Here is a 12,337-nt window from a genome sequence, read left to right as displayed (position 1 = left end):
GCGACTCCTCATGCTTGGGCGACGCGCTTGATGGCGCTCCGAATGCGGGTGTACGTGCAGCAGCGGCAGAGGTTGCCGGCCATGCCCTGATCAATGGTCTGGTCATCGGGCTGCGGGTTTTTCTCCAACAGCGCGACGGCTGACATGATCTGCCCGCACTGGCAGTAACCACACTGCACCACTTCGTCTTCCAGCCAGGCCTGTTGTACCTGCTGGCCGAGGTCGGTGTTGCCGATGCTCTCGATGGTCACGACCTTGCGACCCTTCACTTCGCCGACCGGCAACACGCACGAGCGCGCCGCCTCGCCGTCGAGATGGACGGTGCAGGCGCCGCACTGGGCGATGCCGCAACCGTATTTGCTGCCCGTCAGCGCCAGCACGTCGCGTAGAACCCAGAGCAGGGGCATGTCCTCGGGAACGTCGACCTCAAGGTCGGCGCCGTTGATTGAGAGTGTCAGCATGGAACAAGAACCTCACGTCAGGCGTTAAAGCGGCGCGCTTATGGTTGGTTTGATGCGCGCTCTAGAACGAGACAACAGGCGGGACGAAAGTTGCCAAACAAGCCTGAAATTCACCGATCCGATGAGCGGCCTGCTAAGCGTCGGCCGCTTCGCGCAATGAGCGCCTATTCGTAGTAAATAGCCTGGCTTTTCGCACCCAGAGCATTACCCGCACCATGTCCACCTTGACCGAGTTGGCGCAGCAGATTGCCGCGCTCTATCCATTGCAAGACAAGACCGCAGGCAAGCGTTACCGCATCGTCAGCCAGCTCGCAGGCATGACGGAGCTGGAGGAGATCGGCGGCATGCCGCGTTACGTGGAATCCTGCCAGCTCGACGACAAGGATCTATGGGATGGTCGCGTCGCTAGTTGATAAAACGCTGGCGGCTGTCAGGTCCCGGTTGCAATCGGGCGCTGCAGAAATTCGGTGATATCTACTTGGTCGAGTTGCTCGGGCCTGAGATGTCGGTCGCCATAGCTGAGGTGCAGTCCTGATGAGAGGAACAGCGCGAAAAGGTCGGCATCGATATGGCCACGGTCGCGCAGCCGCGCCAGGATGCGGATCGACTCGCTCAGCGGTTTGGCCTTCTTGTAGGGGCGATCACACGCGGTCAGCGCCTCGAAGATGTCGGCGATAGCCATGATTCGCGCGGGTATCGACAGCTGATCTGGCCCCAGTTGTCGCGGATAGCCGGTGCCAAGCAAGGTTTCATGATGGGTTCCGGCGTATTCCGGAACGCGCTGAAGGTTCTTGGGAAACGGCAAATTCTCCAGCATGACGATGGTCTGCACGATGTGTTCGTTGACCTTGAACCGCTCCTCGGCAGTTAGCGTGCCGCGGCTGACGCTGAGGTTGTAAAGCTCGCCAAAGTTGAACTGATGCTCGGGCACGCTCATCTTGAAGCCGTACTTGGGATCCAGTGCCTTGGTCTCGACGCGCGGCATCAGGTGTTCGGGCTTGTCGTCCAACAGTTTCTCGGACACCGGCAAGTGTCTGGCCGGGAAGCCTTCCAGGCGTGTCACTTCCTCGTGAGACAAGCCCAATCGGTCATCGAAGTGGCGCATCCAGCGTTGCTCGGAGACGCGCTGCAAACGTTCGATCCGCTCTGGTGCCATCAGTTCGCCGCCAATGTTGCACTCAGCGACAAAGGCAAATTCTTCGTGCAAACGCGCCACAGTAGCGGCATGGCGAGCCTCGACGGCTGCCGATGGCGCACCGGCAGTCAGGGCTTCGAGACGCTCGATCATGGCGTCGCGGAGCAGTACCTCGAAACGCATGCGGATCTCATGGATGCGGTTGTAGACCGTTTCCAGCTTGGTCGCCTTGTCGACGATGTGCTCGGGTGTGGTGATCTTGCCGCAATCGTGCAGCCAGGCGCCGATGCGAAACTCCCGCCACTGCTCCTCCGTTTCGAAACTGAAGTCCGCCAGCGGTCCTTCTACCGCTGCACTGGCTTGTTCGGCCAGCATCAGCGCAAGTTCGGGGACGCGGGCACAATGCCCACCTGTATAAGCGCTCTTGGCGTCGATGGCCCCGGCCAGAATCTCAATCATCGAGTCGATCAATGCGGTTTGCGAGTCGATCAGGTTGTGATTCTCCAGCGCAACGGCCGACTGGGATGCCAGCGCTTCGACGAAGCGGAGGTTCTGCCTGCTGAAACTGGTGACGTCGCCGCTAGCGGGGTCGGTCGCGTTCATGAATTGCAGGACGCCGAGGACTTCGCCGCTGTGTGCTACTAGCGGCACGCAGAGCATCGAGACCGTGCGGTAGCCGGACTCCATATCGAAGCGCCGTGTTCCCGAGAGGTCGAAGCGCGTCTCGCGGTAGACGTCATCGATGATCACGGTTTCCCTGCGCAGGGCCACATAGGTCGACACGTGCCGTTCGTTGGGCGTGCCGGTTTCCGGATCATGCAACGGCAGTTCGAATGCCGGTAATTGGTCAGCCTTCGAGCGCAGGGTGAAGCGCAGGCTGTCGTGATCGGTCATCAGGTAGAGCGTGGCGGCATCTGCGTTACAGATCCGCTTGCCTTGCATCAGGATGTGCTGGAGCAGGCGGTGCTTATCGCGCTCGGAAGACAACAGCATGCCGTTTTCGACCAGACCCGCCAGTTTCTCTTGGGCCGTTTCCAGTGCCTGGTTCTGTGCGCGTATTGACCGTCGCATGATGTCATGCTGACGGTGCAGGTCGTCGAGCTCGCGGATGGGCGAGCGGGGGCTGTTGCGTGGGCTGAAATCGAGCTCCCGGATGCGACGGGTGTCTTCTGCCAGAGCGCCTAATGAGCGACGAATGCTCGTTAGGCATACGAAGAGCAGGGGTAGGCAGACAAACATGAACAGCAGCTCAGCGAGCAAGATTTCGCGCAGGCCGAGCCACTCGAATCCGGCCAGGAGGAGTACCGGTACGGTGGGTACGAGAATGAACATCGTCACCAGTGCTGCGGCCCAGGTCTCGTAGCTGAGCTTGTATTTGCTAGAGGTCATACTGCATCCTGCGGCGATTACTTGACGGGAATGCCAGGAAAACATCGGTGGCCGAAGCCAGAGGCGCTGTGCACCGATCCGCAGGCCATTGGCCAGCCACGGAGGTTACATTGATCATGGTGACTAGAATCGCCCCAGTAGCAAAAATTGCCCGAACTGTGCTGGTCCTTGGCTTTTTGACGGCCTCAGGATTGGTAGCCGCAGCCGAAATCAGCGAGCCCATTGGTTACATCATGAAAGTGCAGGGCGAGGCGACTATGACCAGCCGTGGACAGACCATCGATGCGCGGGTGGGCCAGGCAGTGATCATCGGAGCGACGCTGCGCACCGGTGCCCAGGGTTCGATGGGGGTCACGCTGAGCGACAATACGGTGATCTCGTTCGGTCCCAACAGCGAGTTCACCTTGGACGAGTATCAGTTCGAGCCGGCCCACGAGGAGCTGAAACTGAGCGCCCGCATCAGTCGAGGCACGCTGAACTTCATCTCGGGCGTGATTGCCAAGCTCAAGCCCGAGGCGGTCGAACTGAAAACCCCAACCGGTACGATCGGTGTGCGCGGTACGCATTTTCTGGTGAAGGTTAGCGAGTGAGGCGAATGCTACAAAAAACCTTTGCGCTGTTGTGTTTCGCCCTGCTGACCGGGTGTGCGACGGGTAATTACGTCGTGCTATTGGAAAGCCCCGATGGCACCACGGGTGCGGTGGTCATCGAAGATGCACAGGGCCAGACGCGTCTTGATCGCAAACATCAGGGCGCCGTGATCGGTTCAAGGGGCTTCGGCTCGGGGCCGTTCGAGGTTGGCAACCTGCGCATCGCACGTGACTTCTCGGCCGCCCTGGCCGCGCAGCCAGCGCTGCCGCAACGTTTCCAGCTGTATTTCAGGATTGGCAGTGCCGAACTCACCGAGGAGTCGGAGCAGGCTATCGAGGATGCATTCGAAACGATCCGCCAACGTGGCCCTTCGGCGGTATCGGTTATAGGTCACACCGACACACTCAGTGGCCAACGCTGGAACGAGCAGCTGGGGCTAATCCGAGCCAAGGCTGTGGCCGAGATGTTGCGAAAGCGCCATATCGAGGTGATTGATCTAAGAGTCTCGTCGCATGGCGAGCGCAACCTGCTGATCAAGACGCCTGACGGCGTGTCTGAGCCCCGCAATCGGCGAGTCGAGATCAGCGTGCGCTGAGACGCCTTATTTATCAGTCATCACGATATGCTCACCGCGCTGTCCGCTGCGCAGCCGCGTTAACTGAAAGCGCACCAGCTCATCGCCAGGCCGTTGCGCGTGCAACTGTTCGAAACTCGCGAGAGCGCCTTCGTCGCCATCGGTCATCAATGTATAAGCCGCCTCATACGAATCATCCGCCTCCGTTTCGCAGGGCTCGTAGAGCCGGATAGCCCGTTCCTTGCCTTTGAGCAGTACATTGCCGACAGGGCGCATTGGGGTGTGCGGGTTGGCTTCGCGTATCGTCTCCGACACGCAAAGCTCGGTACCCAGATAGCGGTTCAGGCCTTCGAGCCGCGCGGCGACATTGACCGCGTCTCCCAGGGCGCGGTAGTCAAACAGTGTGGAGCCGCCAAAGTTACCCACTACCACTTCGCCGCTATGCACACCGATGCGGGTCCGTCCAAAGGCGACGCCTGCCGCTCGCTGGGTGTTCGCATGCTGGCGCGTAAACTGGCGAATTTCCAGGGCGCAGGCGAGGGCGCGGTTCTGGTGGTCGCTTTGAATCAGCGGTGCAGAGAATAAAATGGCCAGGCCATCGCCCATGATCCGCTCGAGCGTCCCTTCATGGCGAAAAGCGATCTGGATGATGCCCTCCAGGTACTGGTTGAACATGCTGACTAGCTGTTCGGGTGATTGCGCCTCCATTAGCGCAGTAGAGTCGGTGAGGTCGGTGAACACAAAACTGCAGTGCCGACGTTCGCCTCCCAGCCGCAACTGCGCGGGGTTGCGGACCAGGTGTTCGACCAGATTCGGTGAGATGTAGCGAGAAAAAGCCGCGCGCACCCAACGCTGCTGCCGTTCACTGGCGCGATGGCGCGCAACGCTGGCGCCCAGGTAGGTAATGGCCAGGCCAATACTGGGGCTGATCGCATCGAACAGCAATCCGTGGCGCGAAAAGGCCCACCAGGCAATCAGATTCAGGGCGAGCAACAATCCGCCGGAAACCAGAGCGCCCGTAAGGGCACCGGTGCTAAGCGTTACGCCGCACAGCAACAGCGCAGCGAGCAGAAGCGTCAGCGCCTCGAGCGGGCTGGCCCAGTATGGGCGCTGCAGCGGTGTGCCGAACAGCGCTTGCTCGACTGCCTGCGCATGCACCTCGACACCGGGCATCATGCCGCCAAGCGGGCTGAAGCGCAGGTCCTGCAGCCCTTGCGCCGAGCTTCCGACCAACACGATCGCGTCTTGCAACCTGGCGTCCGGCCGTTCCTCGAACAGCTGCCAGGCGGGCAGGCTTTGTGCGCTCATGTCTGATCGGTAGTGCACCCAGAATTCGCCGTGGCGATTTGTTGGAAGGCTTATACGGCCAATATGGAGCTGCTCAACGGCGCTGCGCGCATTGGTATCGATGCGGTAGAGCGGTTGCTTCAGGTAAACACGTATGGCTTCGGCTGTCAGCGATGGCAGCAGGTGGTCGCCCACCCTGATCATCAGCGGCACGCGCCTTACCACGCCATCCCCGTCCGGCTGGAAGGTCATCGCGCCGCTCCCCGCCGCAGCGCTGTCGAGCAGCGGCAGCGCGGTGGAGGTCCCGGCATAGGCGGGAAACTCAGGCGTTTGGGTATCGGCACGCAGCTGCACGGCAAAGCGGCTCACGGGAGTGTTTTGGCTTGGTTCGCGGGTTGCTGCAAAACCAAGGACGCTGGGCTGGCCCTCTAGCGCGTTGGCGAACAGCTGGTCGTGGTCAGGTAACGGCTGCAGTTGCGCTGCCAGCTCGGGGGCAAGCTGGCCGAGCAGTTGCGTCGGAGAGTTGCGGTCCGGTTCGGCGAACAACACATCGAACACCACAACAGCGGCACCGGCCTCACGCAGTCGATCCGTCAGCTGCGCCAACAGATCGCGAGGCCAGGGCCACTGTCCGATACGCGTGAGGCTGTCCTCGTCGATATCAACCACCAGCACTTTGGTCTGTGCCGGTTCGGGCCGCGGCTGCCAGCGCTGGTACTGGTCGAACAGGCTGTTGCGCAGCGTCTGCAGCAGCATTGGCTCGGTGAGGTAGAGCGCACATGCTGCCAGCAGGCCGCTGCAGGCAAGGAGGAGGCGTAGTGCCACGCGCCCGGGCGGAGTCATCAGTAGCGTTCCCTGCGACCGCTGATTGGCTAGCTGGGTATCACTCGAGCACCATGATGGCGTCCATTTCAACTTGTGCAGCCTTGGGTAGCGCGGCGATGCCAATGGCTGCACGGGCGGGGTAGGGCTGCTCGAAATAGCGGCTCATGACCTCGTTGACGGTGGCAAAGTTGCCGAGGTCGGTGAGGAAGATGTTCAGCTTGACGATGTCCTTGAGCGAACCGCCAGTAGCTTCGGCGACGGCCTTGAGGTTTTCGAAGACCTGTACGGTCTGTGCTTCGAAGCCTTCCACCAGTTCCATGGTCTTGGGGTCCAACGGAATCTGACCGGACATGTAGACGGTATTGCCAGCCTTGATCGCTTGGGAATAGGTGCCAATGGCGGCGGGTGCGTTGTCGCTGTGGATCACGGTCTTGCTCATGGGGTGCTCCGATAGAAGAGTGCGGCCCCAGAGGATACGGGCAGAAGCGAGCGGGCAAAAGCCCCGGTGCGTTGCCGTGTGGACCTAGGCTTTCATGCGCGTGATGCGCATGACGCCCTTGATCGCACGAAGCTTCTTGATCACGCGCGCCAGATGTACGCGGTCATGCACACTGACCACCAGCTGAACGACGCTAATGCGGCCGTCGCGCTCGTCCATGCCGATCTTTTCGATGTTGCCGTCCGCCGCATTGACGCTGCCAGCCAACAGGGCGATCAGGCCGCGCTGGTGCTCCAACTCAACGCGTAGCTCGACGTTGAACTCACCAGTGACGTCCTTGGACCAGGACAGCTGGATACATTTATCCGGGTTGTGCCGCACGTCCGCGATGTTGCGACAGGTGTCGAGGTGCACCACCATACCCTTGCCCGCGGACAGGTGGCCGACGATAGGATCGCCAGGAATCGGCGTGCAACACTTGGCGTAGTTGAGCACCAGACCTTCGGTGCCACGGATAGCCAGTGGCCCTTCAGCGCTTGGTGCCTGTTCGCCTTCACTGGCCAGCAGACGTCGGGCAATGACATAGGCCATGCGATTGCCAAGGCCGATATCCTCGAGCAAATCTTCGATGACCTCCATGTGGTACTCATTGAGCACCGTGCGGATGCGCTCCGGGGCAACGCCTTCCAGGCTGGTTTCGAAACCAGCCAATGCCTTGTTTAGCAGGCGCTCGCCGAGGTTGATCGACTCCGAGCGACGCTGCAATTTCAGTGCATGGCGGATGTGCGTTCGCGCCTTTCCTGTGACCACGAAGTTCAGCCAGGCCGGGTTGGGGCGCGCGCCCGGAGCGGTTACGATCTCAACGGTACAACCGCTTTCCAGCGCCTGCGAGAGCGGCGCCAGGCGCCTATTGACGCGGCAGGCAATGCAAGTGTTGCCGACGTCGGTGTGCACGGCGTAGGCGAAGTCCACCGCGGTGGAGCCCTTCGGCAGTTCCATGATGCTGCCCTTGGGCGTGAAGACATAGACCTCGTCCGGGAACAGATCGATCTTCACGCTTTCGATGAACTCAAGGGAATTGCCAGCGCGTTCCTGCAGTTCCAGCACGCCTTTGAGCCACTGCCGTGCGCGGGCGTGGGTGCCTTTCGCGGTTTCTTCCCCGTTGGACTTGTACAACCAGTGCGCCGCGATACCGTTGTTAGCCATCTCTTCCATCTCGCGGGTGCGGATCTGGATCTCGATGGGCACCCCGTGCATGCCGAACAGCGTGGTATGCAGGGACTGGTAACCGTTGGCCTTGGGGATCGCGATGTAATCCTTGAAGCGGCCGGGCAGGGGCTTGTAGAGACTGTGTACCGCGCCGAGTACGCGATAGCAGGTATCGACTTTGTCGACGACGATCCGGAACGCATAGACGTCCATGATCTCGTTGAACGCCTTTCGCTTGCCGCGCATCTTTTTGTAGATGCTATAGAGGTGCTTCTCGCGGCCTACTACTTCGCCTTCCAGGCCGTCGCGTTCGAGGCAGTGAATCAGCGACTGCTCGATCTTTTCGACGATTTCGTTGCGATTGCCGCGCGCGCGACGTACCGCAGCGCGTATCCGCTCCGAGCGCATCGGGTGCATGGCCTTGAAGCCCAGATCTTCGAATTCCACGCGCATCGCGTGCATGCCCAGCCGGTTGGCAATGGGGGCGTAGATTTCCAGGGTTTCCTTGGCGATGCGCCGGCGCTTTTCACCGGCCAAGACCTCGAGCGTGCGCATGTTGTGCAAGCGGTCAGCGAGCTTGACCAGAATCACGCGAATGTCGCGCGCCATGGCCATGGCCATCTTCTGAAAGTTTTCCGCCTGGGCTTCGGCCTTGGTTTCGAACTTCATCTGGGTCAGTTTGCTGACCCCATCCACCAACTCAGCGACGGTTTCGCCAAATTGCGCGGTGAGTGCCTCCTTGGCGATACCGGTGTCCTCGATGACGTCATGCAACATGGCGGCCATCAGGCTCTGATGGTCCATGTGCATATCAGCGAGAATGTTGGCTACCGCGAGGGGGTGGGTGACGTAAGCTTCACCGCTGCGCCGACGCTGGCCGTCATGGGCCTGCTCGGCGTAGAAATAGGCACGACGGACCAGATTGACCTGGTCAGCGCCGAGATAGGTCGACAGGCGATCAGCAAGAGCGTCTATGGCTGGCAAGGGATTGCTCCTTGCCGGCGGGGCGCTATGGCTGCGGTTCGACTTCGACCTGGCATTTAATCAGAGGGCCTCGTTGGGCTCTTCCTCGTACTGAACGAACAGTGGCTCGTCATCGACAATTTCGTCCTGAGCGATTACATCGTAATCCACCAGGCCGGAGGCGATTTCACGCAGGGCCACGACGGTCGGCTTGTCATTTTCCCAGGCTACCTTGGGCTCTTTGCCACCGGTGGCAAGTTGGCGCGAACGCTTGGTAGCGAGCATGACCAGCTCGAAGCGGTTATCTACGTTGTCCAGGCAGTCTTCAACGGTAACGCGGGCCATGGTGTTCCTCATCAATAACGGTAAAGCGTGCCCGAATGGGCGAGCGGACGGGATAGTCTAAAAAATCACCAGCCAATAGGGAAGCGGTAAAACAGGAAAGCAGCTTCAGGCTACCAACCCGGAAGTAGACGCAGCAAAGCTTTCTTGCGTTTCGGTGCCAGCCGTCCCGTCCATCGAGGGAGGCTTCGCAGCTGTTTCAGGCCAGCAATTGCCCGAGCAACCCTTCGAAGCGTTGTTGCTGAGCGGCCTGCAGAAGCTGGTTAGCACGGAAGATTGCCTGCAGGTCAATCAACGCGTGGGCGAAGTCGTCGTTGATCACCAGATAATCATATTCGACATAATGGGTCATTTCGCTGACCGCTTCACGCATGCGTGTTTCGATCACATCGTCGCTGTCCTGGCCGCGGTTGGTCAGGCGCTGGCGCAGGGCTTCCTGGGTTGGCGGCAGAATGAAGATCGACTTGGCCTGCGGCATCAGGCGGCGAACCTGCTGTGCGCCTTGCCAGTCGATCTCGAGGATTAGATCGAAGCCTTCGTTCAGGGTCTGCTCAAGCCAGCGCTGCGAGGTGCCGTACAGGTTGCCGAAGACCTCGGCGTGCTCGAGGAATTCGTCATGCTCCAGGCGTTGCAGAAACTCCTCACGGCTGACGAAGTGGTAGTTCACGCCATCCACCTCGCCTGGGCGCATCGGCCGGGTCGTGTGTGAAACCGAAACCCGAACCTGCGGTTGCGCATCGAGCAGGGCCTTGACCAGGCTGGTCTTGCCGGCCCCGGAAGGCGCGGAAACGATGTAGAGCGTACCGGTGGAGGCTGCCATGTAATTCTCTTAGCGGATTGCTGACTTAGGATCTGGCGGATTGGCCCGTCAAGTCAGGCCAAGCTTAGTTGCTATTCGATGTTCTGGACCTGTTCGCGCATCTGTTCGATCAGCACCTTCAGATTGACCGCCGCCTGGGTGCTGCGCGTGTCGAACGCCTTGGAGCCAAGCGTGTTGGCCTCGCGGTTTAGTTCCTGCATGAGAAAATCCAGGCGCCGCCCGGCCGCTCCGCCGGACTTCAACACCCGGCGCACCTCGGTGACATGGGTTCCAAGACGATCGAGCTCTTCGGCGACATCGCTCTTCTGCGCCAGCATTACCAGCTCCTGCTCGAGGCGCTGAGGGTCCAGTTCGACACGCATCTCAGCGCAGCGGTCGATGAGTTTCTGGCGCTGTGCCGCGAGCATCTGCGGCACCTGACTGCGAAGCGTGGCAGTTTCCGTACCGATGGCATCAAGGCGTTCGTTGATCAGGTGGGCAAGCTCTTCGCCTTCGCGTAGACGGCCAGCCTTCATCTGTTCCAAGGCCTGATGAAACAACTGCAGTGCGGCGTTGTTGAGTGCTTGCGGGTCCGTCGAGTCGCTGACCAGAACGCCTGGCCAGGCGAGAATCTCCAGCGGGTTGAGCGGTGCGGGCTGCTTAATCAATGCCGCAACCTTTTCAGCCGCGCTGATCAGCTGGCGAGCCCGCTCCGGGTCGACTTGCATCGATCGTCCAGCGGTCTCTTCAGCGAAGCGCAGGGTGCACTCAACCTTGCCGCGCGACAGCCCCTTGCGCAGCGCCTCCCTGACCGCGCCTTCGAGATCGCGGAAAGCTTCGGGTAAGCGCAGGTGCGGTTCAAGGTAGCGATGGTTGACCGAGCGGATCTCCCAGATGAGGGTGCCGTGCTCGCCGGCCTGCTCGGCGCGGGCGAAAGCGGTCATGCTGTGAATCATGGGGAAACCTCTCGGTGCGATGACGAAAGGCGGAGGATTGTAAAGGAAAATGCAGCCAGTGACGGCGGTGCGTCGTCTTCTATAGTGGCGTCGTTTGGCGAATCAGGTGCTCGATTGGCATGGCTGACTACTGATCCGAGTGGCTCGACGGTGGCCCTTAGCGTAGGTCAGGCCTCTATAATGGCCGTCAATTCACTCAGACCAGGATAAGCCTCATGAAGCGTCCCAGTGGCCGCGCCGCCGATCAGCTGCGATCGATCCGCATCACTCGCAATTACACCAAGCACGCCGAGGGCTCAGTTTTGGTGGAGTTCGGCGACACCAAGGTGATCTGCACCGCCAGTATCGAAAATGGCGTGCCGCGCTTCCTCAAAGGACAAGGGCAGGGCTGGTTGACCGCCGAGTACGGCATGCTGCCGCGAGCGACCGGCGATCGTAACCAGCGCGAAGCCAGTCGGGGCAAGCAGGGTGGACGTACGCTGGAAATCCAGCGGTTGATAGGTCGTTCGTTGCGTGCCTCGCTGGACATGAGCAAGTTGGGCGAAAACACTATTTACATCGATTGTGATGTGATCCAGGCCGATGGCGGTACTCGCACTGCGTCGATCACCGGGGCGATGGTGGCCCTGGTCGATGCGCTGAAATTGCTGAAGAAACGCGGCGGGTTGAAGAGCGGCGATCCACTCAAGCAAATGGTCGCGGCTGTGTCGGTAGGTATGTACCAGGGCGAACCGGTCCTCGATCTCGATTATCTCGAAGACTCGGCGGCCGAGACCGACCTGAACGTGGTGATGACCAGTGCTGGCGGCTTCATTGAAGTGCAAGGCACCGCAGAAGGTGCGCCGTTCCAACCAGATGAGTTGAATGCCATGCTTGCGTTGGCGCAGGCCGGTATGCAGGAGCTATTCGCTCTGCAGGTTGCCTCGCTGGCTGATTAATCCGGAGGAGAGCGTCATGTCTGATCAGGAATTGGTTCCGCAGCCCTCTCCGCAAGCGCGGCAGTGGGCCATGTTCTGTCATTACTCGGCGTTCTTCTGGTTTCTGGTGCCAATGATCGGGAATGTACTGGGCCCGTTGATCGTCTGGCAGTTGAAAAAGGATATGGATCCCTTCGTCGACGAGCAGGGCAAGGAAGCGCTGAACTTCCAGATCACCTTTAGCATCCTGCTGATGATTTGCGGGGTGCTTGCCTGGGTTCTGATCGGCTTTCCCTTAATGGCGCTTATCAGCGTGGTGGCATTGGTGCTGGTGGTGATCGCCGGCATCCGTGCCAACGAGGGGAAACCCTATCGCTATCCGTTTTGCTGGCGCATTGTTAAGTAGCGTCTAGCTCAGGTCGGCACGGCAAGAACATGCCCGCTTAGGGC

Annotated in this window: 13 protein-coding genes; 5 read left to right on the top strand and 8 right to left on the bottom strand. The window is 60.3% G+C overall.

What is annotated here, in order from left to right; all coding sequences use genetic code 11:
• Nucleotides 1–8 precede the first annotated feature (8 nt).
• Nucleotides 9–461 carry a (2Fe-2S)-binding protein gene (locus ACIGHL_RS13635; protein ID WP_045431156.1) on the bottom strand — a complete coding sequence of 151 codons (453 nt, stop codon included), beginning with the start codon at nt 459–461 and terminating at the stop codon, nt 9–11.
• A gap of 215 nt (nt 462–676) precedes the next feature.
• Here ACIGHL_RS13635 and ACIGHL_RS13630 point away from each other — a divergent pair, with 215 nt between their 5' ends.
• Nucleotides 677–874: a hypothetical protein gene (locus ACIGHL_RS13630; protein WP_128120209.1), complete on the top strand. Its 198-nt coding sequence runs from the start codon at nt 677–679 to the stop codon at nt 872–874.
• 17 nt (nt 875–891) lie between these two features.
• Here the strand turns inward: ACIGHL_RS13630 and ACIGHL_RS13625 are convergent, their stop codons facing one another.
• Nucleotides 892–2,985: an HD family phosphohydrolase gene (locus ACIGHL_RS13625; RefSeq protein ID WP_128120210.1), complete on the bottom strand. Its 2,094-nt coding sequence runs from the start codon at nt 2,983–2,985 to the stop codon at nt 892–894.
• Nucleotides 2,986–3,101: 116 nt separating this feature from the next.
• Between ACIGHL_RS13625 and ACIGHL_RS13620 the strand changes: the two genes are divergently transcribed.
• A complete protein-coding gene (locus ACIGHL_RS13620) occupies nt 3,102–3,575 on the top strand; it encodes a FecR family protein (protein ID WP_241509128.1) in 474 nt (157 codons plus the stop codon).
• A 5-nt stretch (nt 3,576–3,580) separates the two neighbouring features.
• Entirely contained in the window at nt 3,581–4,171 is a 591-nt protein-coding gene (locus ACIGHL_RS13615; protein ID WP_128120212.1) for an OmpA family protein, read from the top strand.
• A gap of 6 nt (nt 4,172–4,177) precedes the next feature.
• On the opposite strand, the gene ACIGHL_RS13610 is transcribed toward ACIGHL_RS13615, so the two are convergent.
• The 6 genes from ACIGHL_RS13610 to ACIGHL_RS13585 form a co-directional block, all read right to left on the bottom strand.
• Complete coding sequence (locus tag ACIGHL_RS13610) at nt 4,178–6,280, bottom strand: CHASE2 domain-containing protein (RefSeq protein WP_128120213.1); 2,103 nt, start codon at nt 6,278–6,280, stop codon at nt 4,178–4,180.
• Between the two features lie 40 nt (nt 6,281–6,320).
• Complete coding sequence (locus ACIGHL_RS13605; protein WP_128120214.1) at nt 6,321–6,701, bottom strand: RidA family protein; 381 nt, start codon at nt 6,699–6,701, stop codon at nt 6,321–6,323.
• Nucleotides 6,702–6,785: 84 nt separating this feature from the next.
• Nucleotides 6,786–8,894 carry a bifunctional GTP diphosphokinase/guanosine-3',5'-bis pyrophosphate 3'-pyrophosphohydrolase gene (gene spoT / locus ACIGHL_RS13600; RefSeq protein ID WP_128120215.1) on the bottom strand — a complete coding sequence of 703 codons (2,109 nt, stop codon included), beginning with the start codon at nt 8,892–8,894 and terminating at the stop codon, nt 6,786–6,788.
• Nucleotides 8,895–8,954: 60 nt separating this feature from the next.
• Complete coding sequence (gene rpoZ, locus ACIGHL_RS13595; protein ID WP_045431137.1) at nt 8,955–9,218, bottom strand: DNA-directed RNA polymerase subunit omega; 264 nt, start codon at nt 9,216–9,218, stop codon at nt 8,955–8,957.
• A gap of 196 nt (nt 9,219–9,414) precedes the next feature.
• Entirely contained in the window at nt 9,415–10,035 is a 621-nt protein-coding gene (gene gmk / locus ACIGHL_RS13590; RefSeq protein ID WP_045431134.1) for a guanylate kinase, read from the bottom strand.
• A gap of 71 nt (nt 10,036–10,106) precedes the next feature.
• The gene (locus ACIGHL_RS13585) at nt 10,107–10,970 is read right to left on the bottom strand and encodes a YicC/YloC family endoribonuclease (protein ID WP_128120216.1); all 864 of its coding nucleotides are present in this window, start codon (nt 10,968–10,970) and stop codon (nt 10,107–10,109) included.
• 215 nt (nt 10,971–11,185) lie between these two features.
• Between ACIGHL_RS13585 and rph the strand changes: the two genes are divergently transcribed.
• Nucleotides 11,186–11,908, top strand: a complete 723-nt coding sequence (rph, locus tag ACIGHL_RS13580; protein WP_128120217.1) for a ribonuclease PH — start codon at nt 11,186–11,188, stop codon at nt 11,906–11,908.
• 16 nt (nt 11,909–11,924) lie between these two features.
• Nucleotides 11,925–12,293, top strand: coding sequence for a DUF4870 domain-containing protein (locus tag ACIGHL_RS13575; protein ID WP_046162974.1), 369 nt, complete (start codon nt 11,925–11,927; stop codon nt 12,291–12,293).
• The last annotated feature ends 44 nt before the right edge of the window (nt 12,294–12,337 follow it).

Origin of the sequence: Pseudomonas sp. NPDC077451 (assembly GCF_044543345.1) — a bacterium.
Lineage (GTDB): Bacteria > Pseudomonadota > Gammaproteobacteria > Pseudomonadales > Pseudomonadaceae > Stutzerimonas.
Note: the sequence above shows the minus strand (reverse complement) of the source record. Positions and strands in the feature narration are given on the sequence as shown.

What these genes read in the sequence shown, in the direction of transcription:
- ACIGHL_RS13635 (WP_045431156.1), bottom strand. Translation starts at nt 461, where the DNA reads ATGCTGACACTCTCAATCAACGGCGCCGACCTTGAGGTCGACGTTCCC.
- ACIGHL_RS13630 (WP_128120209.1), top strand. Translation starts at nt 677, where the DNA reads ATGTCCACCTTGACCGAGTTGGCGCAGCAGATTGCCGCGCTCTATCCA.
- ACIGHL_RS13625 (WP_128120210.1), bottom strand. Translation starts at nt 2,985, where the DNA reads ATGACCTCTAGCAAATACAAGCTCAGCTACGAGACCTGGGCCGCAGCA.
- ACIGHL_RS13620 (WP_241509128.1), top strand. Translation starts at nt 3,102, where the DNA reads ATGGTGACTAGAATCGCCCCAGTAGCAAAAATTGCCCGAACTGTGCTG.
- ACIGHL_RS13615 (WP_128120212.1), top strand. Translation starts at nt 3,581, where the DNA reads ATGCTACAAAAAACCTTTGCGCTGTTGTGTTTCGCCCTGCTGACCGGG.
- ACIGHL_RS13610 (WP_128120213.1), bottom strand. Translation starts at nt 6,280, where the DNA reads ATGACTCCGCCCGGGCGCGTGGCACTACGCCTCCTCCTTGCCTGCAGC.
- ACIGHL_RS13605 (WP_128120214.1), bottom strand. Translation starts at nt 6,701, where the DNA reads ATGAGCAAGACCGTGATCCACAGCGACAACGCACCCGCCGCCATTGGC.
- rpoZ (WP_045431137.1), bottom strand. Translation starts at nt 9,218, where the DNA reads ATGGCCCGCGTTACCGTTGAAGACTGCCTGGACAACGTAGATAACCGC.
- gmk (WP_045431134.1), bottom strand. Translation starts at nt 10,035, where the DNA reads ATGGCAGCCTCCACCGGTACGCTCTACATCGTTTCCGCGCCTTCCGGG.
- ACIGHL_RS13585 (WP_128120216.1), bottom strand. Translation starts at nt 10,970, where the DNA reads ATGATTCACAGCATGACCGCTTTCGCCCGCGCCGAGCAGGCCGGCGAG.
- rph (WP_128120217.1), top strand. Translation starts at nt 11,186, where the DNA reads ATGAAGCGTCCCAGTGGCCGCGCCGCCGATCAGCTGCGATCGATCCGC.
- ACIGHL_RS13575 (WP_046162974.1), top strand. Translation starts at nt 11,925, where the DNA reads ATGTCTGATCAGGAATTGGTTCCGCAGCCCTCTCCGCAAGCGCGGCAG.